Genomic DNA, 23,946 nt, shown 5'->3' with positions numbered 1-23,946 from the left:
CCGGAACCGGCTCTGTCAGAACCGAAGTTCTGCAGTGCTCCTTAGAAAGGAGGTGATCCAGCCGCACCTTCCGGTACGGCTACCTTGTTACGACTTAGTCCTAATTACCGATCCCACCTTCGACAGCTCCCTCCACAAGGGTTAGGCCACCGGCTTCAGGTGTTACCGACTTTCATGACTTGACGGGCGGTGTGTACAAGACCCGGGAACGTATTCACCGCAGCGTTGCTGATCTGCGATTACTAGCGACTCCGACTTCATGAGGTCGAGTTGCAGACCTCAATCCGAACTGGGACCGGCTTTTTGGGATTCGCTCCACCTCACGGTATCGCTGCCCATTGTACCGGCCATTGTAGCATGCGTGAAGCCCAAGACATAAGGGGCATGATGATTTGACGTCATCCCCACCTTCCTCCGAGTTGACCCCGGCAGTATCCCATGAGTTCCCACCATTACGTGCTGGCAACATAGAACGAGGGTTGCGCTCGTTGCGGGACTTAACCCAACATCTCACGACACGAGCTGACGACAACCATGCACCACCTGTTTACGAGTGTCCAAAGAGTTGACCATTTCTGGCCCGTTCTCGTATATGTCAAGCCTTGGTAAGGTTCTTCGCGTTGCATCGAATTAATCCGCATGCTCCGCCGCTTGTGCGGGTCCCCGTCAATTCCTTTGAGTTTTAGCCTTGCGGCCGTACTCCCCAGGCGGGGAACTTAATGCGTTAGCTGCGTCACGGAATCCGTGGAATGGACCCCACAACTAGTTCCCAACGTTTACGGGGTGGACTACCAGGGTATCTAAGCCTGTTTGCTCCCCACCCTTTCGCTCCTCAGCGTCAGTTACGGCCCAGAGATCTGCCTTCGCCATCGGTGTTCCTCCTGATATCTGCGCATTCCACCGCTACACCAGGAATTCCAATCTCCCCTACCGCACTCTAGTCTGCCCGTACCCACTGCAGGCCCGAGGTTGAGCCTCGGGATTTCACAGCAGACGCGACAAACCGCCTACGAGCTCTTTACGCCCAATAATTCCGGATAACGCTTGCGCCCTACGTATTACCGCGGCTGCTGGCACGTAGTTAGCCGGCGCTTTTTCTGCAGGTACCGTCACTCTCGCTTCTTCCCTGCTAAAAGAGGTTTACAACCCGAAGGCCGTCATCCCTCACGCGGCGTTGCTGCATCAGGCTTCCGCCCATTGTGCAATATTCCCCACTGCTGCCTCCCGTAGGAGTCTGGGCCGTGTCTCAGTCCCAGTGTGGCCGGTCACCCTCTCAGGCCGGCTACCCGTCGACGCCTTGGTGAGCCATTACCTCACCAACAAGCTGATAGGCCGCGAGCCCATCCCCAACCAAAAAATCTTTCCAGTAACTGACCATGCGATCGCTACTCGTATCCAGTATTAGACGCCGTTTCCAGCGCTTATCCCAGAGTCAGGGGCAGGTTGCTCACGTGTTACTCACCCGTTCGCCACTAATCCACCCAGCAAGCTGGGCTTCATCGTTCGACTTGCATGTGTTAAGCACGCCGCCAGCGTTCATCCTGAGCCAGGATCAAACTCTCCGTAAAAAAAGAAGCAAACCAAAACCGGAATAAGGTCAAGGCTGCGAGTTTGAAACTGACCAAAGAGATAAATCATTGCTGACTATCCGTTGCCAACCCCCGAAAGGGTTGGTCTTTGATCCAAAGGAATCTCACCCTGCCGAAGCAGAGTCGAGGTTATTTGGCATTTGACAAGTGCACGCTGTTGAGTTCTCAAGGATCGGACGCACCCACGACCCAGTCATCACAACCAGGCCCGCAGGGCAACTTCTCTATTTTACCAGCCTCATCCGGCCTGTCAAATCGACGCGCCGACCGGATCTGAGATCCGCTGCGCGGTCGAGATGAACCGCAGAAGAGGTGGGATCTCCCATTCTAGACGCAAGCGTCAGAACTCTCAAGTGAGAGATTCGGGAGGTGGTTCTCCGCTTGAGGGGGGTGAGGCTCTGAGCCTCTCCGCTTCCCTGTGGGGCGAACAAGTAATAACTTACGCGGGATCCGGGGTCCGGGCAAATCGAGGCCGTTTCCCTGGCGTGTCGCGCCCGCCGGCCGCGGAATCCCGGGCCCGCCGGCGTGCCCCCGCAACGACGACAGGCCCCCACCGGATCGGTGGAGGCCTGTCGTTCGTGTCAGCGTCAGATGGCGTTGACGTCCAGCGGGATGCCGGGGCCGAACGTGGTCGACACAGCGCCCTTCTGGATGTAACGGCCCTTCGAGCTCGACGGCTTCAGACGCACGATCTCCTCAAGAGCAGCGCCGATGTTCTCGTCCAGCTGCTCAGCCGAGAACGAGGCCTTGCCGACGACGAAGTGAACGTTGGCGTGCTTGTCGACGCGGAACTCGATCTTTCCGCCCTTGATCTCCTCGACGGCCTTGGCCGTGTTGGGGGTCACGGTGCCGGTCTTCGGGTTCGGCATGAGGCCGCGGGGACCGAGCACCTTGCCGAGACGTCCGACCTGGCCCATGAGCTCAGGGGTCGAGACTGCCGAGTCGAAGTCGGTCCAGCCGCCGGCGACCTTCTCGATGAGCTCGGCGCCGCCGACCTCATCGGCACCAGCGGCGATCGCCGCCTCGGCCGCGGGGCCGGTGGCGAAGACGATGACGCGGGCGGTCTTTCCGGTCCCGTGCGGGAGGATGACGGTGCCGCGCACCATCTGGTCCGCCTTGCGCGGGTCGACGGCGAGCTTCAGCGCGACCTCGACGGTCGAGTCGAAATTCGCCGAGCCGGTCTCCTTCGCGAGGGCGACTGCCTCGGTCGGGGTGTAGTAGCGGTCTGCCTCGATCTTCGCGGCGGCAGCCTGATAAGCCTTGGACTTTGCCATGATTATTCCCCTCAGCCCTCGACCGTGATGCCCATGGAGCGGGCGGTGCCGGCGATGATCTTCGAGGCGGCCTCGATGTCGTTCGCGTTCAGATCGGCCTGCTTGGTCTCAGCGATCTGACGGACCTGGTCCTTGGTGATCTTGCCGACCTTGACGGTGTGCGGCGTGGCCGAGGCCTTCTGCACGCCTGCGGCCTTCTTGATGAGCTCTGCGGCCGGCGGCGTCTTCAGGATGAACGTGAAGCTGCGGTCCTCGTAGACGGTGATCTCGACGGGGATGACGTTGCCGCGCTGCGACTCGGTCGCGGCGTTGTACGCCTTGCAGAACTCCATGATGTTCACGCCGTGCTGACCGAGCGCGGGGCCGATCGGCGGCGCCGGGTTCGCGGCGCCGGCGTTGATCTGGAGCTTGATCAGGCCGGTCACCTTCTTCTTGGGTGCCATTCTCTGTTCCTTTCATCGAGCGGATGCCGGAGCATCCCTCTCCCGCGGATCCGGCATCTCCGGATCGCGGTGCTGCATGCGGGCGCGCCTGAACGCGCACACAAACCAAGCAAGTCTACCTGATCCGGGCAGGATGCCGGAAACGCAGAACGGCCGCCCCGAAGGACGGCCGTTCCGAAAGCGTTGTTCAGATCATCTTCGTGACCTGGTCGAACGACAGCTCGACCGGGGTTTCGCGCTCGAAGAGCGACACGAGCACCGTGAGCTTGCCGCTCTCAGGCTTGATCTCGCTGATCGAACCGGGGAGGCCTGCGAACGAGCCCTCCTTGATCGTGATGGTCTCGCCGATCTCGAAGTCCACCTCGGCGACGGCAGGACGCGCGACGGCGACCCCGCCCTTGGACTGGACGTTCTTCGCGGTGGAGACGTCCTTGACCTCGACGAGGGACTTGAGCATGTTGAACGCCTCTTCGAAGCGCAGCGGCGTCGGGTTGTGGGCGTTGCCGACGAAGCCGGTCACACCCGGGGTGTGACGGACGACGGACCAGGTGTCCTCGTTGAGCTCCATGCGCACGAGCACGTAGCCGGGGATGCGCACACGGGTGACCATCTTGCGCTGGCCGTTCTTGATCTCGACGACGTCCTCCATCGGGACCTCGACCTGGTAGATGTCGTCCTCGACCTCGAGCGTGGACTTGCGCTGCTCGATGTTGGCCTTCACCTTGCGCTCGAAGCCAGCGTAGGAGTGGATGACGTACCACTTGCCCGGCATCATCCGCAGGTCCATGCGGAAGGCCTCGTACGGGTCCTCCTCGGAGTCCTCCTCCGACGGACGGTCCTCGTCGCCGTTCACGTCCGGGCCGTCGTAGGGCGTGACCTCGTCGGCTGCAGCAGCTTCGAGGTCGGCGGCCTCTTCGGCCGTCGAGTCGTTGAGGACTTCGGCGGCAGCTTCGGTCTCTGCCGTCTCGTCCAGGTTGAGAGCGTCGTTCACGATCGCGTCCGCCTCCGGGTCGTCGATGTCGATGTCTTCCGTGCCCTCATCGTCGGCACTCTCGTCGTCGCCCTCGATGTGCACGGCCTCTCGTTCAGCTGCGGAGGACGCCTTCTCCTCGGCGGAGAGGACGTTGCCCTCCTGCGCCTCGTCGTCCTCGCTGGACTGCTCCGCTGCGGTCGCCCAGTCGGCGTCGTCGGAATATCGTTCAGACACGTTGTTTCTTTCCATTCAGTGCGGACGGTGCCGCAGGAGCATCGCTTACTGCGGCACTCCGAAGACTTGTGACGTCAGCCACGAGAACGCGGTGTCCAGACCGTACACGAAGGCCATGACGATCACGACGAACACCAGCACCACCGCAGTGAACTTGAACAGTTCCTTGCGGGTCGGCGTGACGACCTTGCGCAGCTCGCCGATGACCTGGCGGAAGAACAGTGCGATCCGCCCGAAGAAGCCGAGCCTCTTCACACCGGCGGCGCCGCCTGCCGCGACGATCTCGCCGCGCGGTTCGTCCTGATCCATCCTGAATGTACCTTTCGTGTGCCAGCGTGGCGCTGACGCGCAGGGCGGACAGGAATCGAACCTGCAACCTGCGGTTTTGGAGACCGCTGCTCTGCCAATTGAGCTACCGCCCTAGAGCCCCGGGAGGCCCTGGGTCTGCGCCCCCCCTCGCGCCTGGAGGCACGAGAAAAGGATGCAGACAACTGCCTGTCCAGTGTACGGCATGGTGCGCGGCCCGGCGAACCGGCGGCACCCTTCGACCGGCTCAGGGACCCGGTGGACCTCAGAACAGCTGCCACCAGTTGGCCCGGGCGAGGTCGAGCAGCTCGTCGCCCCGACCCGACATGACGGTGCGGATCGCGTACAGCGCGAAGCCCTTGACCTGCTCGGCGGTGATCGCCGGGGGCATGGAGAGTGCCTGGCGCTCGGTGACGACGTCCAGCAGGGCCGGCCCGTCGTGCGCGAGCACCTCGGCGACGGCATCCGGAAGATCCTCGCTGCGCTCGACGCGGCGCGCGAAGATGCCGAGCGCCTGGGCGACCGCTGCGAAGTCGGGGTTGTCGAGGTCGGTGCCGTAGGTGACGAACCCGGCCGCCTTCATCTCGAGTTCGACGAAGTTCAGGGATGAGTTGTTCACGACGATCGTCTTGACCGGCAGCCTGTTCTGCGTGAGCGTGATGAGTTCTCCGAGCATCATCGCCAGTCCCCCGTCGCCGGCGAGCGCGACCACCTGACGCTCCGGCTGCGCAGCCTGCGCACCGATGCCGTGCATCAGGGCGTTCGCCATGGAGCCGTGCGTGAAGGATCCGATCAGCCGGCGGCGGCCGTTCATCGTGAGATAGCGCGCCGCCCAGACCGTGGGAGAACCGACGTCGGCTGTGAAGATCGCGTCGTCCGACGCCTTCTCGTCGAGGAGGCGGGCGAGGTACTGCGGGTGGATCGGGTTCCTGCCCTTGGCGGGCACGGCCAGCTCGTCGAGCTTCGTGCGCGTCTTGCGGTAGTGAGCGACGGCATCGTCGAGGTGCGAGCGGTCGGTCTTCGCCGCGATGCGCGGGAGCAGCGCCTCGGCGGTCGCCCGCACGTCGCCGACGAGACCGAGATCGAGCGGATGCCGCTTGCCGAGCTGCGATCCGCGGATGTCGACCTGGATGGTGGTCGCATCGTCCGGATAGAACTGCGCGTACGGGAAGTCCGATCCGAGCACGAGCAGCGTGTCGGCGGACTCCATCGCCCGGTACCCGGAGGCGAATCCGAGCAGGCCCGTCATTCCGACGTCGAACGGGTTGTCGTACTCGATGAATTCCTTGCCGCGCAGCGCGTGCACGACGGGAGCTGCGAGCCGGTCGGCGAGCGCGACGACCGCATCGTGCGCGCCCTCAGCCCCGGCGCCGGCGAGGATCGTGATCCTCTTCGACGCATTGAGCAGCTCTGCCGTCTTCTCGAGCTCGGCGGGGCTCGGCACGACGACCGGATGCGCCCGCTCGATGACGACGGCGCGGTCGTCCTCGATCTCGGCGAGTGCGACGTCGCCCGGGATCACGAGCACGGCGACCCCGCGCTCCTCGATCGCGGCGCGCATCGCGATCTCCATCAGACGCGGCATCTGCGCAGGATCGGCGACGTACTCGGCGTACACGCTGCACTCCCGGAACAGCTCCTGCGGATGCGTCTCCTGGAAGTAGCCGGTCCCGATCTCGGTGGTCGGGATGTGCGCGGCGATCGCGAGCACGGGCACCCGTGACCGCTGGGCGTCGAACAGCCCGTTGATGAGGTGCAGGTTGCCCGGGCCGCACGAGCCCGCGACGACTGCGAGGTTGCCGGTGATGGCGGCATCCGCTGCGGCGGCGAAAGCGGCCGACTCCTCGTGACGCACATGCAGCCAGCGGATGGTGCCGTCCTTGCGAAGGGCGTCGGTGAATCCGTTGAGCGAGTCCCCGGGGATGCCGTAGACCCGGTCGATCCGGTTGGCCCGGAGGGTACGGACGATGTTCTCTGCGACGGTGGCCATGGTTCCGAGCGTACGCCTGTCGCACGGCGAGGGGGCGGCCCGGCGTCGTGACCGCGCCGAACCGCCCCCTCCCCGCAGGACTCCCAGGTCTACGCCATCGGGATCAGGGCGTACGTGAGCCAGGTGAGGAGGAACCCGGCGATGCCGAGGACGGTGGTCAGCGGCGTCCATGTGCGCAGGCCGTCCTTGACGGACAGACCGAGGTAGCGGGTGACGACCCAGAAGCCCGAGTCGTTGACGTGGCTCAGGCCGAGCGCGCCGTAGCCGATCGCCACGGCGACGAGAGCGATGTGGATCGGGTCCAGGCCGAGCACCGCGACGGTCGGCAGCAGCAGACCCGCCGTCGTCGTGATCGCGACGGTTGCAGACCCCTGGGCCGCTCGCATGACGAGCGAGATGAGGAACGCGGCCAGGAGCACCGGCATCCCGCTGCCCGCCATGAGCTCGGCGACCGCACCGCCGATGCCCGTCTCGGTGAGGATGCGCCCGAAGGCTCCACCTGCACCGGTGACGAGAATGATGACCGCGGCCGACGGCAGCGCCGACTCCATGACCTCGCCGAGCTTCGCGGGCGACCATCCGCGGCGGACGCCGAGGAAGAACATCGCCGCGGCGATCGCGACCATGAGCGCGAAGATCGGCTGACCGATCATGGCGAGGAAGCCGTTCCAGAAGCTGCCGGCCTCGAACGCCGGAGCGACGGTCGTGCCCAGCATGATGAGCACGAGGGGCAGCAGGATGAGCCCCAGGACGGTGAACGCGCTGGGCGCCTTCTCGCCGTCGCGGAGGCCGGCGTTGGCCGAGGGCGTTTCGGTTCCGAAGCTGTCGAACATCTCCTTGGTCGCCTCGATCATGGCGAACTCACGTCGATTGATGACCTTGCCGACCCAGAACGACAGCGCCGCCAGCGGGATCGAGATGATCAGCGAGAAGATCAGCACCCAGCCGAGGTCGGCGCCGAGGATCGTCGATCCGCCGACGATGCCCGGGTGCGGCGGGACGGCGACGTGGACGGCGAGCATGATGCCCGCGACGGGAAGCCCGAACTTGATCGGGTTGAGGCCTGCGATCTTCGAGAAGGCGAAGATGATCGGCACGAGGATGATGAAGCCGGCGTCGAAGAACACCGGGATCGCCAGGATGCCGGCGGCGATGACCAGCGCGATGCCGACCCGCTTCGGGCCGAGCCACTTCGTGAACTTGCCCGCGAGCGACTCCGCTCCCCCCGACAGCTCGATGATCTTGCCGAGCATCGAGCCGAGCGCCACGAGCACGGCGACCGACCCCAGCGTCCCTCCGACTCCGGCGATGATCGCCTGGATGATGCCGAGCTGCTCCGGGGTGCCACCGGAGGCCGGGATCGTCGTCATGGGCAGGCCCGCGGCGAGGCCGACGAGAATCGAGACGAGGATGAGGGCGTAGAACGCCTGCATCTTGAAGCGGATGATCAGCAGGAGCAGCAGCGCGAGGCCTGCGACGCCGATGGCGATCAGCGCGGGAAGAGGAAGCATCTCTGGATCTCTTCTTTCGGTTTCATGGGCGCGGGTGCGCCCGAGTGGTGGGGTTCGGTGTCAGGAGAGTCGTTCGGGGGCGATCACGCGGATGACGGCGGAGTCGTCGTGAGCACCGAGTCCCTGCGCCTCGCCGAGCAGGAACAGCTGCTCGGCGGCGTTCGCGACGGGAGTGGACAGGTGCGCGGCGCGGGCGGCGTCTCCGACGATGCCCATGTCCTTCACGAAGATGTCCAGGCGGCTGAGCACCTCGGCGCCCTCGTCGTCGTAGGCCTGCAGGGTGCGCGGGCCACGATTGCCGAGCATGAACGAGTTCGCAGCCCCGGCGGTCAGCGCCTCGAGCGTCTTCTCGCGGTCGAGGCCGAGGGCGTCGGCCAGGGCCAGCGCCTCGGCGGCGGCGGCGATGTGCACGCCGCACAGCAGCTGGTTCACGGTCTTCAGCGCCTGGCCGTCACCGGGCTTGTCGCCCACGATCGACAGCGTCGAGGCCAGCTGGTCGAGAACGGGGCGAGCGACCTCGAGCGCCGAGGGCGCCGCGCCGACGACGATGAGCAGGTCGCCCTCGCCTGCGCGGACGGGTCCGCCCGAGAGCGGAGCATCCACGAGCTGCGCACCGTGCTCGGCGAGCTGCTCGGCGATGGCGCCGATCCCGTCGGTGCCCACGGTGCTGGTGAGGATCACGACCGCACCGTCCGCGAGGTGCGAGGCGAGCCCGCTCTCGCCGAACAGGAGCTCGTTGAGCTGAGCACCGGTGCGGACGGCGACGAGAACGGCCTGGGCGTCGGCGACCGCCTCGGCCGCGGAGCCGGCGGGCTGCACGCCCTGCTCGGCGGCGAGGGCGACACGGGCCTCGGCGATGTCGAAGCCGCGCACCTCGAAGCGCTGGGCGAGACGGGAGGCCATCGGGAGCCCCATGGCTCCGAGACCGATGACGGCGACAGTGGAGGTCATCTGCGTTCCTTTCGGGTTCATTCTGCGTCGGCGAGCGTCGCGACGACGCGGGCCAGGGAGTCGGTGTCGCCGACGTTGCCGGCGAAGACGATGTACGGGATGCCGACGGCGGGGCCGGTCTGCGGCTGCCACAGCGAGACGATGCCGGGGAGCATCGGTCCGAGCACGGTGGCGCGGCGGATCTCGAGCGCCTCGCTGGCGACGTCGCTGGAGGTGATGCCACCCTTGGCGATGATGAATCGCGGCGGAGCGATCGCGAGCACACGGCGCACGAGGTCGACCACGCCGCTGGAGACCTGGCGGGCGATCTCGAGGCTGGCGTCGCCGTCGGCGCCCGTGACGAGCTCGCGCGTGGTGTGCACGATGACGGAGCCGGATGCCAGCGCTTCGGCGACCGCGTGGGCCTGAGCATCCAGATGCGCGTCGCGGCGGTCGTCGATGAGCTGCCGCACATCGAGCTCGATCGTGACCGTGTCGGGGCGCTGGCGGCGGAGCTCGGCGAGCTGGGCCGTGGTGAGCGGCACGTGACTGCCGACGACGACGAGCCCGCCGTGGTCGTACGCGAAGGGGATGTCGGCGGCCGAGACCGGCTCGGCGATCTCCTGGCCGATGTGCGCCCGCACGTACGGAGGACCGACGCGCAGCAGCACGTCGCGATCGAGGCTGTGCAGAGCGAGCGCGAGGACGCGCATGTCGCTCTCCTCGACGACGTCGACGGCGACGACGGAACCGACCGGCACCGAGCGCAGGAAGGACCCGACGGACTCGACGCCGGCGCGGATGATCTCGAGAGTGAGGGCGGCCACCTCGCCGGCGGGGATGCGCCCTTCGGTCTTCTCGGCCACCCAGTCGCGCAGATCCGAGGAGGTGAAGCCGAAGGTCGCGTCATGCGCGAACGGCGTCTCGCCCACCGGTGTCGCCTCGTCGCCGGTGACCCAGTAGTGCACCGAGTCGACCGTGATGCGTCCGGCGTCCGGGAAGGCGGGGATCAACAGCGTGAGGGCCGGGGCCTCCCCGCCGTGCGCGACGATCTCGGCTGCGAGCACGTCGGTCTCGAGGGGGAAGTGACCTCGGAGGGTGGAGTCGCCTCGCGAGACGAAGGTCACGTGCTTGCCGGCATCCTTTGCGGCTGCGAGCGCCACGGAGACGACCTCGCGATTGCGCCGTGCGGCCTCCGCCTCGTCGAGCGACCTCGTGTTGGTGAGGACGTACACGGCGGGGGCACCGGTCGCGAGGGCGCCGGCGAGGTCCTCGTGCTCCCAGCGCGTGAGCACGGGGAGGTTCGCGACTGACTGCGTGCCGGTCGGGTCATCGTCGAGCACGACGAGGACCCCGTTCGGATCCAGGGATGCGCGGACCTCTGCCGCGCTGAGATCGACCGGGCCCGGGATGCCGGCGAGCAGCGCGTCGATGTGCACGAGAACTCCTTCGTTCAGAGGATCTGAGGAGATCGGAGCGGGTTATCCGATATCAGATAACGAGGGTACGCCGGATATCTCCCCCACGCAACAGTGTTCGGCCGCCTACTCACCGAGCGCGCTACTGCGCGAGCGCCTACTCGCCGAGCACATAGTGCAGCAGGTCGTCGCGCGTCTGGCGCATGTGGCTCGCCATGGCCTCGCGGGCGGCATCCGCCGATCGCGTGCGCATCGCCTCGAGCACCGCGGCGTGCTCCACGAGCGCATGCTCGCGGATCTCGAGTACGGCGCTCGTCTCACTGCGCGAGTCCTGCAGCATCGTGGTCAGCGGACGAACGGATGCCACGAGGATCCTGTTGTCGGCGGCGGCGAAGATCACGTCGTGGAAGGCGAGGTCGGCATTCACGAACCCCGGGACGTCGCCCTGATCGTGCGCGGTGCGCATGCGCTCGAGCAGGATCTGGAGCTCGGCGATGTGCTCGGCCGTGGCGCGAGGAGCCGCGAGCTCGGCCGCCCCGGTCTCGAACATCACTCGCATGTCGAGCAGATCCAGCGACGAGCGCCGGCGCGCTCCCCCGCTGCGCGAGTACCGGACGACGGCCTCGAGCCCCGTCCACTCGTCGACCGGCGCGACGCGGTGGCGGCTGCCCGGCACAGGCACGATGACGCCCTGCGCCTGGAGGAGGCGCACCCCCTCGCGCAGCGTCAGCCGGGAGACGCCGAGGAGAGCGGCGAGATCGGCCTCGGCCGGCAGCGTCTCCCCCGCGACCAGTCGCCCGGCGATGATCTCGTCGAGCAGCCCGTCGACGACGGACTGCGTGCGGGTGATGCGCTCGGGCTTCATGGGGACAACGCTAGCGCGAGCGCGCACGCGCCCCCGCTCAGGCCTTCCGGATGAGCTTCTTGTTGACGAACTCGTCCGCGGCGAGCAGACCGAGCTCGCGCGAGGTGCCGCTGCGCTTGACGCCGCCGAAGGGCAGCTCGGGGCTGTCGGCGAGGACGAGGTTGACGTAGACCATGCCGGCCTCGATGCCGTCGGCCACGCGCTCGGCCTGCTCGGCATCCGTCGTGAAGACGTACGATCCGAGCCCGAACGGGGTGCCGTTCGCGATCGCGACCGCGTCCGCCTCGTCGGCCGCGCGGTAGACGACGGCGGCCGGGCCGAACAGCTCCTCCTGGTACGCGTCCATGTCGGCGGTGACATCGGCCAGCACGGTCGGCGCGAAGAACGCGCCTTCGCGCGTGCCGCCGGTCAGCAGCGTGGCGCCCTGGGCGACGGCGCGATCGACCTGATCCTGCAGGCGCTCGGCCGCGGCCAGCGACGAGAGCGGCCCCAGGATCGTGTCCTCCTGCGTCGGGTCGGCGGCATCGACGGCGGCGAGCGCGGCGACGAACTTCTCGACGAACGCATCGTAGAGATCGTCGGCGATGATGAACCGCTTGGCGCCGTTGCAGGACTGACCGTTGTTGTCGAGGCGTGCGTCGACGGCGTTCTGCACGACGGCATCTAGGTCATCCGTCGAGAGCACGATGAACGGGTCCGAACCACCGAGCTCCAGCGCGACCTTCTTGAGGTTGCGACCGGCGACCTCGGCGACGGCCGCGCCCGCGCGCTCGGATCCGGTCACCGAGACGCCGTGCACGCGCGGATCGGCGATGATCGTCGCCGCCTGCTCGTTGGTCGCATACACGTTGACGTACGCGCCGTCGGGGAGCCCGGCATCCGCGTAGATCCCCTCGATCATGGCCGCCGACTCGGGGCACTGCGGGGCGTGCTTGAGGATGATCGTGTTCCCGATCGCCAGGTTGGGAGCCGCGAACCGGGCGACCTGATACGCCGGGAAGTTCCACGGCATGATGCCCAGCAGCACGCCCAGCGGCGCGCGGCGGATCACCGCGGTTCCGTCGCCGAGGATGTCGAGCGGCTGGTCGCCCGTGATCCGCTCGATGTTGTCGGCGTAGAACTCGATGATGTCCGCGGCGAACTCGACCTCGCCGACCGCAGCGGCTATGGGCTTGCCCATCTCCTTCACGATGACCGCGCCGAGATCGTCCTTGCGTTCCCGGTGCAGCTCGGCGATGCGGCGGATCACCGCCGCGCGGTCGGCCGGTGGCGTCGCTCCCCAGGCGGATGCCGCGGCGTGAGCGCGGGCGACGGCATCCTCGATCTGGGCGTCCGTCGCGGTCTCGTAGGTGGCGACGGTCTCACCGGTGGCGGGGTTGGTCACGGCGTAGTCGTAGTCGGTCATCCTCGTCCTCTCGCGGGGTGTGCGGGGTGGTTCAGTTCGGGATCAGGGTGTACTTCGTGGACAGGTACTCGTGGATGCCCTCGAAGCCGCCCTCGCGTCCGACACCGGACTGCTTGACGCCGCCGAACGGAGCTGCGGCGTTGGAGACCACGCCCACGTTCAGGCCCATCATGCCCGTCTCGAGGGCGTCGATCATGCGGTGTCCGCGGGCCAGGTCCTCCGTGAAGACGTAGGAGACCAGACCGTACTCGGTGTCGTTCGCCAGGCGCACGGCATCCGCCTCGGCCTCGAAGGTCGCGATGGCGAGCACCGGGCCGAAGATCTCCTCGCGGAGGATGTCGCTGCCCGCTGCCACCTCGGTGACGACGGTGGGCTCGTAGAACGTGCCCTCGCCCTCGACGGCGTTGCCGCCGGTGCGGACCGTCGCGCCGCGCTCGACCGCGTCCTCGACGAGCGCGCGGGCCTTGTCGACGGCATCCGCATCGATGAGCGGACCGATCGCGACGCCGTCCTCGGTTCCCCGGCCGATCTTCATGGCCTTCACGCGCTCGGTGATCCGGTCGGCGAACTCGTCGGCGACCGAGGCGTGCACGATGAAACGGTTCGCGGCGGTGCAGGCCTGCCCGATGTTGCGGAACTTGGCGAGCATCGCGCCCTCCACCGCCTTGTCGAGATCGGCGTCCTCGAAGACGACGAACGGCGCGTTGCCGCCGAGCTCCATAGAGACGCGGAGCACGCCGTCGGCCGCCTGCGCGATGAGCTTGCGGCCCACCTCGGTCGACCCGGTGAACGACAGCTTCCGCAGCCGCGGGTCGGCGATGATCGGCGCCGAGAGCTTCGATGACGACGAGGTCTGGACGACGTTGACGACGCCGGCGGGGAGCCCGGCCTGCTCGAGGAGCTTCGTGAAGAGGATCGTCGTCAGCGGCGTCAGTGCCGCCGGCTTGATGACGACCGTGCAGCCCGCAGCGAGCGCCGGGGCGATCTTGCGCGTGGCCATCGCGAACGGGAAGTTCCACGGGGTGATGAAGAACGAGGGGCCCACCGGGCGCTGCGACACGATCATGCGCCCCGTGCCCTCGGGGTTCTGCCCGTAACGGCCGCTGATGCGCACGGCCTCCTCGCTGAACCAGCGCAGGAACTCTCCGCCGTAGGCGACCTCGCCCCGCGCCTCGGCGAGGGGCTTGCCCATCTCCAGCGTCATCAGCAGCGCGAGATCCTCCTTGTGCTCCTGCACGAGGTCGAATGCACGGCGCAGGATGTCGCTGCGGGTGCGGGCGGGCGTCGCCGCCCACTCGTCCTGCGCGGCGGCCGCCGCGTCCAGGGCGCGGATGCCGTCCTCCGCGGTCGCGTCGGCGATCGAGCGGATGACGGCCCCGGTGGCCGGGTCGTGCACGTCGAAGGTGCGGCCGCCGGTCGCGGGCGCCCACTCGCCGCCGATGTACAGACCGGTGGGGATGCTGTCGAGCAGCGTCTTCTCGTCGGATGCGGTGATGCTCATGGACACTCCAGGTTCTCGGGCGTTGCGGGACGAATCAGGCGGCGGCGAGGGCGCCGGCGAGGACGTCGAGGCCCTCGTTCAGCAGCTCGTCGCCGATGGACAGCGGAGGCAGGAAGCGGATGACGTTGCCGAACGTGCCGCAGGTCAGCACGATCACGCCCTCGGCGATGCATGCCTTGGCCACAGCGCCGGCGAGGGCGGCATCCGGTGCCTTCGTGGCCGGCTCGACGAACTCGATCGCCGTCATCGCGCCGCGTCCGCGCACGTCGCCGATGCGGGAGTCCGCGGCGGCCAGGGCGTTCAGACGCTCGCGCAGCAGAGCGCCGATCTGCTGGGCGCGCTCGACCATCCCGTCGTTCTCGAACACGTCGATCGCGGCGAGCGCCGCGGCGCACGCGATGGGGTTGCCGCCGTAGGTGCCGCCGAGGCCTCCGGCGTGCGCGGCATCCATGATCTCGGCGCGGCCGGTGACGGCGGCGAGCGGGAGGCCGGCGGCGATGCCCTTGGCGGTGGTGACGAGGTCGGGCTCGATGTCGAACTGCTCCGAGGCGAACATCGTGCCGGTGCGGGCGAAGCCGGTCTGCACCTCGTCGGCGATGAACACCACGCCGTTCGCACGGCACCACTGCGCGATCGCGGGCAGGAATCCGTCCGCCGGGACGATGAACCCGCCCTCGCCCTGGATCGGCTCGATGATGACGGCCGCGAGGTTGTCGGCGCCGACTTGCTTCTCGATCTGCGTGATGGCGCGGGTCGCGGCATCCGCCCCGGACAGGCCGTCGCGGAACGGGTACGACAGCGGCGCCCGGTAGACCTCGGGGGCGAACGGACCGAATCCGCTCTTGTACGGCATCGCCTTGGCGGTCAGCGCCATCGTCAGGTTCGTGCGACCGTGATAGCCGTGCTCGAAGGCGACGACGGCCTGACGACCGGTGTGCTTGCGGGCGATCTTGATCGCGTTCTCGACGGCCTCGGCGCCGGAGTTGAACAGCGCGGTCTTCTTCGCGAAGTCGCCGGGGGTGAGTCGGTTCAGCGCCTCGGCCACCTCGATGTACGACTCGTAGGGGGAGATCATGAAGCAGGTGTGCGTGAACTGCGCGGCCTGCGCGGCGACGGCTGCGGCGACCTTGGGGTGCGCGTTGCCGACCGAGGTGACGGCGATTCCCGAGCCCAGGTCGATGAGGGAGTTGCCGTCGGCATCGACGACGATGCCACCACCGGCCGCGACCGCGGCGATCGGCACCGTGTGCGCGACGCCGGCGGGGACGGCATCCGCCTTGCGGGCGAGGATCTCGGCCGAACGCGGGCCCGGCAGTGGAGTAACCAGGCGGCGCTCCTGGGCGAGGGTCGGTCCGCCGGCGGGGAGGGTGTCGAGAAGGCTCATATCGCGAGCGTATTCCGACCGATTCCCGGATGCATTCGCCGAACTGTATAATTTCGGCAAGCTGTTCACCCGATTGGACATCCGTGTCGGACACCACTCTCCGCGGACTGCTCTCCGCACCCGCACTCGCCCTCCGGCTCGTCTCCGGTCCCGACGACGCGCTGGATCGCCCGCTGCGCTGGGTGCACTCCACGGACCTCGCCGACCCGACGCCGTTCCTCGCCGATGACCTCGCGCTCCTCACGACGGGCGGCCAGTTCGACGGGCAGACGTCCCCCGCGGAGTACGTCGATCGGCTCGCCGCGCGCGGCGTCGCCGGGCTCGGCTTCGGCACCGGCGTGCGGCATCCTGAGGTGCCTGCTGCCCTTGTCGAGGCATGCGCAAGCGCCGGGATGCCCCTGCTCGAGGTGCCGTACGCGACGCCGTTCATCGCCGTCGCCCGCGCTCACGCCGAGGCGGTCGCCGCCCAGGCGTTCGCCCGCCGCAGCTGGGCGCTCGACACGCAGCGCGCACTCGCCGCTGCAGCGCTGCGTCCGCACGGACTCGTCGCGATCATCGCCGAACTCGGCCGACGACTCGACGCCTGGGTGGCGATGTTCGACGCCGCGGGCGCGCTGACGCTGGAGCATCCCCCCGGCGGTATCTCCCCCGCCGCCCGCGCCGAGCTCGACGGGCACGTCTCGGACGTCCTCGCCCGGGGCGCGGAAGCAGGCCGGTCCGTCGTGCTCGACGGGCACGCCCTGCAGCTGTTCACCCTCGGACGTTCGCGGGGCCTGCGCGGTGCGATCGCGATCGCCGCGCCGGGCCTGGATTCGGAGGCACGCGCCGTCGTCGCCTCGGTGATCGCGATGGCCGGCCTCGCACGAGAGCAGACCGAGGAACTCGAAGACACCCGCCGGCGCCTGCACTCCCAGCTGCTGGTGTCGCTCCTCGCTGACGACGACGCTCTCGCCCGGCAGGTGCTCGGAACGCTGCCCACGCCGCCGGTCATCGTGGCCGTCGCACCGGATGCCGTACCAGGGGCGCTCGAGGAGTGGTGGGAGCGGCGGCGGGCTGAGCGCGGCTCCCGCGCGTTCCTGGCGAGCTCGCAGGAGGGTGTGGTCGTGTGCCTTCCCGAGACGGATACCGCGCTGCTCGACGAGGCCGCCGAACGCTTCGGCATCCGCATCGGCGCGTCGGACGGTGTCGACTACACCGCGTTCGCGCACGCGCACGGGCAGGCGCTCAGCGCGCTGCGCCGCGGCGGGTCGGGCGTGACCCGCTTTGCGGAGGCGTCGGCATCCGGCATCCTCGCCGCGCTGCGCACGGACGACGCCGGGCTCGTCGCGCAGTCCCGGCTGGCGCCGCTGCGCGCTGCGGACCCCGACCTCGAGCACACGCTGCGCGTCTGGCTCGAGCACGATGCGCGTCTGGATCCGGCGGCATCCGCCCTCGGCATCCATCGCCACACCCTGCGTTCGCGCGTCGCACAGGCGTCGCGCCTCCTCGGCCTCGATCTGTCGGTGTTTCCGGCGCGCGCCGAGCTGTGGGCGCTGCTGCAGGCTTCGCCGATCGCCTGAGACGGGGTCTGCGGCATGAGACGGCGGCCGGTGACACGGGTCTCGTGCTGCAAACCTCGTCTCCTCTGCGATCAGCCTCGCGCGGCGGCACCCCGCGCGAACAGCACGCGGACGCGCCCCAGCCCATCAGCCCCACCCCGACCACGACGGACACGACGCCGAGCAGCCACATGCCGTCCTCCCAGTACACGTAGCCCTGCTCCATGGTGCGGATGAAGCGCCCGAGGTACTCCGGGAACTCCACGATGCTGCGCCCCTCGCCGAACACCCACAGGATGATGCCCAGCGTTATCGCTCCCAGACCGCAGAACACGAACGCCGTGGTCGAGAACTGCTTCGCCCCCTCGACCTTCTCGATGTGCGAGCCCTGCGCTACGATCTGCGGAGCACGGATCGAGATCACCGGCAGCGCGATGATGAGGGCGACGGCGAGCGGGATGCACATGCCAATTGCGTAGCCGGCGAGCGGAACGAGGAGCAACTGGGTGGCGAAGCCCTCGTCCCACCAGTAATGGAACCCTCCGTTGAGACTCGTGGCCTCCGTGATCGTGTCGCGAACACCGGGGAATGCCACGGCGATCGCCTGTATCACGCCGACGGGGATCGCGACGAGCGCCGGAGCGATGATGCAGGCGGAGATGAGCCGCAGCAGCACGGTGCCGACGTGAGCGAGCCGCTTCCATGCGACCTCGAGCATGAACCAGCCCGCATAGATCCCCGGGGAGGCGACGATGAAATTGCCCCAGAACCGGTCTCCATCGGCATCCGTCATCGAATCGAAGACGCCCCACACGGCGAGCGCGATCGCTGCGATGAGGACCACGAGGCTGACCCCGCTGACCATCGCGCGGAACTCGTCCCTCCACAGGCGCGCATCGGATTCTGCGTCCGGCTCGGCGGTCATGGCATCCCCTCCTGAAGTCACGACCTCGCCAGGTTAGCGCGACGCGCGCGCATCGTTAGGGTTGCTTGCGTGACTTGGACGCTGCGCCCGTGCCGGATCGAGGATGCCGACTGGATCGTCGAGCTGCGTGCGAACGTGCTGCGCGACGACCTCGAACGGCTCGGACGCTTCGACCCGGTGCGGGTGCGGGAGCGGTTTCGCGCGGCGTTCGACCCAGCTTGCACCCGCGTGATCGTCGTCGACGGCCGGGATGCCGGATCCATCGCCCTCCGCGTCGCCGAGGACGCCACCTGGATCGAGCACTTCTACCTGGATGCCGCCGTGCAGGGCCGCGGCATCGGCAGCGGCATCCTCGACGTCGTCCTGCGCGAGCCCGGCGCCTACCGCCTGAACGTGCTGCAGGGCAGCCCGGCACGGCGCCTGTACGAGCGGTACGGCTTCGAGCCGTACGAGGAAGACGAGATCGACGTCTACCTGACCCGGCGGGTCTGACTTCCGCCCCGGCGTTGCGCCCGACTTCCGGCTCAGCGCGGGGCGTGCGCCTCGAGGAACTCGTACACGTCGGTCGTGTCGACGCCGGGGAAGGACCCCGTCGGCAGGGTCGCCAGCAGCGTGCGCGGGGTCTTCACGTTCGGCCAGGACTGCTCGCGCCAGCGCTCCTCGAGGTCGGCGGGTGCACGGCGGCAGCACACCTCCACCGAGTGCTTCGAGACGCCGCGGTGCGGGGTGTCCCTGCCGACGAACCACTTGGTGTCGTCGAAGCGCACCCCGACGCTCACCGAGTGCAGGCCCTCGCTGGACGCCTCGACGCGGGCGGTGCACCAGTACGTGCCGTTGCCCGTGTCGGTGTACTGGTAGTACGGGTTGAAGCGGTCGTCCTCGTCGAACACGACCCGGCTCGTCCAGCGGCGGCAGCACATCTGTCCCTCGATCGCGCCCAGGCGGTCGGTCGGGAAGTTCACGTCGTCGTTCTCGTACGCCTTCGTGATCGTGCCGGACTCGTGCACCTTGAGGAAGTGCACCGGGATGTCGAGGTGCCGGGTGGCGAGGTTCGTGAAGCGGTGCGCCGCCGTCTCGTACGAGACCGAGTACGCGTCGCGGAGGTCCTCGATCGAGATCGCCCTGCGCTCCTTGGCGTCCTTCAGGGACTGCACGACGTGCGACTCGGGGATCATCAACGCCCCGGTGAGGTAGTTCGTCTCGACGCGCTGGCGCAGGAACTCGGCGTAGCTGTGCGGTTCGGCGTGACCGAGGATCCGGCTCGACAGGGCCTGCAATACGGACGTGCGGGCGTCGCCCTTGGCCTGGATGCTGGTGGAGAGGTAGAGCCGCCCGTTGGCCAGGTCGGCGACCGAGCGCGTGGTCTGCGGCAGGTCGGGCGCGTAGTGCAGCGTGAACCCGAGATACGCGGCGATCTCGGATGCCGTGCGCTGGGTCAGCGGCCCGCCGGGATGCCCGACGGCAGTGAGGATGCGCGACGCATGCTCCTCGAGGTCTTCGAAGTAGTTGTCCTGGCTGCGCATGAGATGGCGCAGCTCGACATTGGCGCGGCGGGCCTCCTCCGGCGTCGCCGCGCGCTCGTCCTTCAGCCTGTCGATCTCGCCGTGCAGCGCGAGCAGGGCCTTGAGCGCCTCGGTCGGCACCGTCTTCGCGATGCGGAACGGCTCGATGCCCAGCGCCTGGAAGGTCTGCCCCTTCATCGCGCGTTCCAGCGCGATCTCGGCCGCGCTGCGCTCGTCGAGCGGCTCGCCCTCGAGCAGGGCGTCGATGGTGACGCCGAGGGCGCGTGCGATCCCCTGCAGCTGCGTGAGCTTGGGTTCGCGCTTGCCCGTCTCGATCATCGACATCTGGCTCGGGGCGCGGTCGACGGCCGAGGCGAGGTCGTCGAGCGTCATGCCCCGGGCGGTGCGCAGCTGCCGGATGCGGCGGCCGATCGTGAGGGCGTCGGTGTCTTCTGCGGCGTCAACGGCGGTCATGCGGCTGATTCTGTCACGAAAGCAGAAGTTTTGAAATTCTTCACCCCGAGAATGGCGTTCGTAGCGCTCGAACTTCACGCAGAGTAGGTGACACGCCTCGATCGCCCATCGCTTACACCAGAGCATCCGGGCCGACAGACACCAGCAACCGTCTCAACGCAAGGATCCAGATCATGACCACTCCCACCGCTCCTCCGACCACCGCTCCGACCCAGACCATCCAGCAGGGCCCCGCCCTGACGGTGACAGGTCCCGTACGCGACCGGTTCGACGAGATCCTCACGCCGGAGGCGATCGCGTTCCTCACCGAGCTGCACCACCGCTTCGCGAACCGCCGCCACGACCGCATGGCCGACCGTCTGCGCCGCCGCTTCGAGATCGGCAGCGGCCACGACCCGCAGTTCCGCGACGACACCCGGCACATCCGCGAGGACGCCGACTGGCGCGTCGCCGGCGCCGGCCCGGGCCTCGAGGACCGCCGCGTGGAGATCACCGGCCCCACCGACCCGAAGATGACGATCAACGCGCTGAACTCCGGCGCCCGCGTGTGGCTCGCCGACCAGGAGGATGCCACCAGCCCCACCTGGCAGAACGTCATCGGCGGCCAGCTGTCGCTGCGCGACGCGATCCGCGGTGAACTGAGCTTCACCTCCCCCGAGGGCAAGCGCTACGAGGTCACGGCCGAGCGCACCCCGACGATCGTGATGCGCCCGCGCGGCTGGCACCTCGTCGAGAAGCACCTGACGTTCATCGACCGCACGGGCCGCAGCATGGCGGCATCCGGTTCGCTCGTCGACTTCGGGCTGTACTTCTTCCACAACGCTCAGGCGCTGATCGATGGCGGCCGTGGCCCCTACTTCTACATCGCGAAGCTCGAGTCCAGCGAAGAGGCCAAGCTCTGGGACGACGTCTTCACGTTCGCCGAGGAGTACATCGGCATCAAGCACGGCACGATCCGCGCGACGGTGCTGATCGAGACGCTGCCGGCGGCCTTCGAGATGGACGAGATCCTGTACGAGCTACGCGACCACTGCGCGGGGCTGAACGCCGGGCGCTGGGATTACATCTTCTCGATCATCAAGAACTACCGCGGTCGCGGCGCACGCTTCGTGCTGCCCGACCGCAGCGAGATCACCATGACGGTGCCGTTCATGCGGGCGTACACCGAGCTGCTGGTGCAGACCTGCCACAAGCGCGGCGCCTTCGCGATCGGCGGCATGAGCGCGTTCATCCCCAACCGTCGCGACCCCGAGGTGACGGCGGCAGCTGTCGAGAAGGTATCCGCCGACAAGAAGCGCGAAGCCGGCGACGGCTTCGACGGCACCTGGGTCGCGCACCCCGATCTCATCCCCACGGCTCAGGCCGAGTTCGACGCCGTGCTCGGCGACCGCCCGAACCAGGTCGACCGCCAGCGCGACGACGTGAACGTGAAGGCATCCGATCTGCTCGACCTGCGCATCGGCCGCCCGATCACCGCCCAGGGCGTGCGCGACAACGTCTCCGTGGCCATCCGATACATCGAGGCGTGGCTGCGGGGCCTCGGCGCCGTGGCGATCGACAACCTCATGGAGGATGCCGCGACCGCCGAGATCTCGCGTTCGCAGGTGTGGCAGTGGATCCACCAGGACCGGTCGACCGACGACGGCACCCGCATCACCGCCGAGTACGTCGAGGGCCTGATCACCGAGGTGCTCGCCCAGACCACGCGCTCGGCCGGCGACCGCTTCGACGAGGCGGCCGACATCTTCCGCGAGGTGTCGCTGGGGGCGGAGTTCCCCGCGTTCCTGACGCTGTCGGCCTACTCGAAGCACCTCGTAGAGGAGGGTTGACCTCGAGGCGGCCCTCGCTCGCGAGAATCGCCTTGCACGATGAGAATCGCCCTGCCGCACGAGTCTCGTGCGGCAGGGCGATTCTCGCGTGACAGCGGGCGTCGGCTAGGCGATCTCGCCCGCCGCCACCGTCTCGGCGAGCGCGTGCACACGGGCGAGGTGGTGCGCAGCATAGAAGTCCGCGTCGGTGAGGCGTGCGGCATCCGCCTCCGCGGGTTCGGTGTGCGCCGCGACTGCGACCACGGCGAGCGCGTGCATCCAGCCGCCCGCGAGCGTGCCCAGCAGCATGAGATACGGGACGCTGACGGCCGAGGCATCCCGCCCCGGGCCGAAGGCGAGCAGTGCGTCGGTGGCGCGCCGCGCGGCATCCACGGCGCGCGCGAGACGGTCCGCGACGCGAACCGCCACAGCACCCTCGGCCGCCCGCAGCGCGGCGATGGTCTCGTCGATCTGCGCGAAGAGGGCACCGACGGTCGAGCCGCCGTCGCGCAGCACCTTGCGCCCGATGAGGTCGTTGGACTGGATCGCCGTCGTGCCCTCGTAGATCGGGATGATGCGCGCGTCGCGGTAGTGCTGGGCTGCGCCGGTCTCCTCGACGAATCCCATGCCGCCGTAGACCTGGATGCCGTCGCTCGTGACGCGCAGCGCCTCTTCGCTCGTCCACCCCTTGAGGATCGGCACGAACAGCTCGGCCATGGGCAGCAGGTCGGCGTCGTCGTGGGCGCGGTCGAACAGGTCGCCGACGTGCACGGCGAGTGCCCGCATCGCGAACACCTGGCTCGACATGGAGCGCAGGATGCGGCGCACGTCGGGGTGCTCGGCGATCGGCGTGCCGGCGGGTCGATCCTGGACCGTCCCCTGCAGACGGCCGGCGGCGTAGTCCGCAGCGCCCTGGTATGCACGGTCGGAGATGCCGGTCGCCTGGTGGCCCATGCCGACGCGGGCCGAGTTCATCATCACGAACATGCCGGCGAGGCCGCCGTGGAGTTCTCCGACGAGGTAGCCGGTGGCGTCCTCGTAGGACAGCACGCAGGTGGGGCTCGCGTGGATGCCGATCTTGTGCTCGATCGCGACGGTCTCGACGCGGTTGCGCGCCCCCAGCGAGCCGTCCGCGTTCACGAGCGTGCGCGGTGCGACGAAGAGCGAGAGTCCCTTGGCGCCGTCCGGCGCACCAGGGGTCCGGGCGAGGACCAGGTGCACGATGTTCTCGGCGACGTCGTGGTCGCCCCAGGTGATGAAGATCTTCTGGCCGCTGATCGCGTACGTGCCGTCCTCGCGCGGAGTCGCCGTCGTGCGGATCGCTCCGAGGTCGCTGCCCGCCTCGGGCTCGGTGAGGTTCATCGTCCCGGTCCACTCGCCGCTGACGAGCTTGGTCAGGTAGGTCTCGCGCAGTTCATCGGATGCCGCGGCGTCGAGCGCGTGGATCGCCCCTGCGCTGAGCATCCAGCACAGCGCGAACGCCATGTTGGAGCCGTTCCAGATCTCACCGAGGCCGGCTCCGATGGACTCGGGCAGCCCGTCGCCGCCTGCGGACTCCGGCGCGGTCGCACTGACCCAGCCCGCCTCGATGAGCGCCTGGTAAGCGTCGGCGAATCCGTCGGGCAGGTGCACCTCGCCGTTCTCGAGGCGTGCGCCGATCCGGTCGCCCGCGCGGTCGAGCGGCGCGAGCACCTCCGTCGCGAACTCGCCGGCGCCTGCGATGATCTCGACGGCGTCGTCCGCGGTGATCGCTCCACCTGATGCCGCGGCGACGATGTCTCGCCCGAAGGCCTCGCGGTAGAGGAAGGCGTAGTCCGCGATCGGGGGGACGTACGGGGTGGCTGCGCTCATCGTTCACTCCTGAGTAGACGGTACG

General features: G+C 68.3%; 18 protein-coding genes, 1 tRNA gene and 1 rRNA gene. 4 read left to right on the top strand and 16 right to left on the bottom strand.

Annotation, left to right across the window (positions count from 1 at the left end):
* Positions 1-45: 45 nt before the first annotated feature.
* The 14 genes from HWX58_RS01560 to gabT all read right to left on the bottom strand — a co-directional run bounded on the left by HWX58_RS01560 (position 46) and on the right by gabT (position 15,823).
* A 16S ribosomal RNA gene (locus HWX58_RS01560) occupies positions 46-1,568 on the bottom strand.
* A gap of 608 nt (positions 1,569-2,176) precedes the next feature.
* Positions 2,177-2,863 (bottom strand): 50S ribosomal protein L1, encoded by a 687-nt coding sequence (gene rplA, locus HWX58_RS01555; RefSeq protein WP_175985294.1) that lies wholly within the window; start codon positions 2,861-2,863, stop codon positions 2,177-2,179.
* An 11-nt stretch (positions 2,864-2,874) separates the two neighbouring features.
* Positions 2,875-3,306 carry a 50S ribosomal protein L11 gene (gene rplK, locus HWX58_RS01550; protein ID WP_175985292.1) on the bottom strand — a complete coding sequence of 144 codons (432 nt, stop codon included), beginning with the start codon at positions 3,304-3,306 and terminating at the stop codon, positions 2,875-2,877.
* 187 nt (positions 3,307-3,493) lie between these two features.
* Positions 3,494-4,513, bottom strand: a complete 1,020-nt coding sequence (gene nusG, locus HWX58_RS01545) for a transcription termination/antitermination protein NusG (protein ID WP_175985289.1) — start codon at positions 4,511-4,513, stop codon at positions 3,494-3,496.
* Between the two features lie 45 nt (positions 4,514-4,558).
* Positions 4,559-4,822 carry a preprotein translocase subunit SecE gene (gene secE, locus HWX58_RS01540; RefSeq protein ID WP_175985287.1) on the bottom strand — a complete coding sequence of 88 codons (264 nt, stop codon included), beginning with the start codon at positions 4,820-4,822 and terminating at the stop codon, positions 4,559-4,561.
* A gap of 40 nt (positions 4,823-4,862) precedes the next feature.
* Positions 4,863-4,935 (bottom strand) — tRNA-Trp (locus HWX58_RS01535).
* A 149-nt stretch (positions 4,936-5,084) separates the two neighbouring features.
* Entirely contained in the window at positions 5,085-6,809 is a 1,725-nt protein-coding gene (gene poxB, locus HWX58_RS01530; RefSeq protein WP_175985285.1) for a ubiquinone-dependent pyruvate dehydrogenase, read from the bottom strand.
* 89 nt (positions 6,810-6,898) lie between these two features.
* Positions 6,899-8,320, bottom strand: coding sequence for a GntP family transporter (locus tag HWX58_RS01525; protein ID WP_175985282.1), 1,422 nt, complete (start codon positions 8,318-8,320; stop codon positions 6,899-6,901).
* A gap of 60 nt (positions 8,321-8,380) precedes the next feature.
* Complete coding sequence (locus HWX58_RS01520; protein WP_175985280.1) at positions 8,381-9,271, bottom strand: NAD(P)-dependent oxidoreductase; 891 nt, start codon at positions 9,269-9,271, stop codon at positions 8,381-8,383.
* Between the two features lie 17 nt (positions 9,272-9,288).
* Positions 9,289-10,689, bottom strand: coding sequence for a four-carbon acid sugar kinase family protein (locus tag HWX58_RS01515; protein WP_175985276.1), 1,401 nt, complete (start codon positions 10,687-10,689; stop codon positions 9,289-9,291).
* A gap of 136 nt (positions 10,690-10,825) precedes the next feature.
* Complete coding sequence (locus HWX58_RS01510; RefSeq protein WP_175985273.1) at positions 10,826-11,533, bottom strand: FadR/GntR family transcriptional regulator; 708 nt, start codon at positions 11,531-11,533, stop codon at positions 10,826-10,828.
* A 37-nt stretch (positions 11,534-11,570) separates the two neighbouring features.
* Positions 11,571-12,938, bottom strand: a complete 1,368-nt coding sequence (locus HWX58_RS01505) for an aldehyde dehydrogenase family protein (protein ID WP_175985271.1) — start codon at positions 12,936-12,938, stop codon at positions 11,571-11,573.
* A 31-nt stretch (positions 12,939-12,969) separates the two neighbouring features.
* A complete protein-coding gene (locus HWX58_RS01500; RefSeq protein ID WP_175985269.1) occupies positions 12,970-14,439 on the bottom strand; it encodes an NAD-dependent succinate-semialdehyde dehydrogenase in 1,470 nt (489 codons plus the stop codon).
* Positions 14,440-14,473: 34 nt separating this feature from the next.
* A complete protein-coding gene (gene gabT, locus HWX58_RS01495) occupies positions 14,474-15,823 on the bottom strand; it encodes a 4-aminobutyrate--2-oxoglutarate transaminase (protein ID WP_175985267.1) in 1,350 nt (449 codons plus the stop codon).
* An 83-nt stretch (positions 15,824-15,906) separates the two neighbouring features.
* Between gabT and HWX58_RS01490 the strand changes: the two genes are divergently transcribed.
* The 3 genes from HWX58_RS01490 (at position 15,907) to HWX58_RS01485 (ending at position 18,778) form a co-directional block, all read left to right on the top strand.
* The gene (locus HWX58_RS01490; RefSeq protein ID WP_250646038.1) at positions 15,907-17,382 is read left to right on the top strand and encodes a PucR family transcriptional regulator; all 1,476 of its coding nucleotides are present in this window, start codon (positions 15,907-15,909) and stop codon (positions 17,380-17,382) included.
* Between the two features lie 533 nt (positions 17,383-17,915).
* Entirely contained in the window at positions 17,916-18,050 is a 135-nt protein-coding gene (locus HWX58_RS15240; RefSeq protein WP_284690591.1) for a hypothetical protein, read from the top strand.
* A gap of 305 nt (positions 18,051-18,355) precedes the next feature.
* Positions 18,356-18,778, top strand: a complete 423-nt coding sequence (locus HWX58_RS01485; RefSeq protein WP_175985263.1) for a GNAT family N-acetyltransferase — start codon at positions 18,356-18,358, stop codon at positions 18,776-18,778.
* 32 nt (positions 18,779-18,810) lie between these two features.
* On the opposite strand, the gene HWX58_RS01480 is transcribed toward HWX58_RS01485, so the two are convergent.
* Complete coding sequence (locus tag HWX58_RS01480) at positions 18,811-20,262, bottom strand: helix-turn-helix domain-containing protein (RefSeq protein WP_175985261.1); 1,452 nt, start codon at positions 20,260-20,262, stop codon at positions 18,811-18,813.
* Between the two features lie 173 nt (positions 20,263-20,435).
* Here HWX58_RS01480 and aceB point away from each other — a divergent pair, with 173 nt between their 5' ends.
* Positions 20,436-22,091: a malate synthase A gene (aceB, locus tag HWX58_RS01475; RefSeq protein ID WP_175985259.1), complete on the top strand. Its 1,656-nt coding sequence runs from the start codon at positions 20,436-20,438 to the stop codon at positions 22,089-22,091.
* 105 nt (positions 22,092-22,196) lie between these two features.
* On the opposite strand, the gene HWX58_RS01470 is transcribed toward aceB, so the two are convergent.
* Positions 22,197-23,921 carry an acyl-CoA dehydrogenase family protein gene (locus tag HWX58_RS01470; RefSeq protein WP_175985257.1) on the bottom strand — a complete coding sequence of 575 codons (1,725 nt, stop codon included), beginning with the start codon at positions 23,919-23,921 and terminating at the stop codon, positions 22,197-22,199.
* Positions 23,922-23,946 lie beyond the last annotated feature (25 nt).

Source organism: Microbacterium tenebrionis (assembly GCF_903645325.1).
Taxonomy (GTDB): Bacteria; Actinomycetota; Actinomycetes; order Actinomycetales; family Microbacteriaceae; genus Microbacterium; species Microbacterium tenebrionis.
This window is presented reverse-complemented; position numbering and strand designations above follow the sequence as displayed.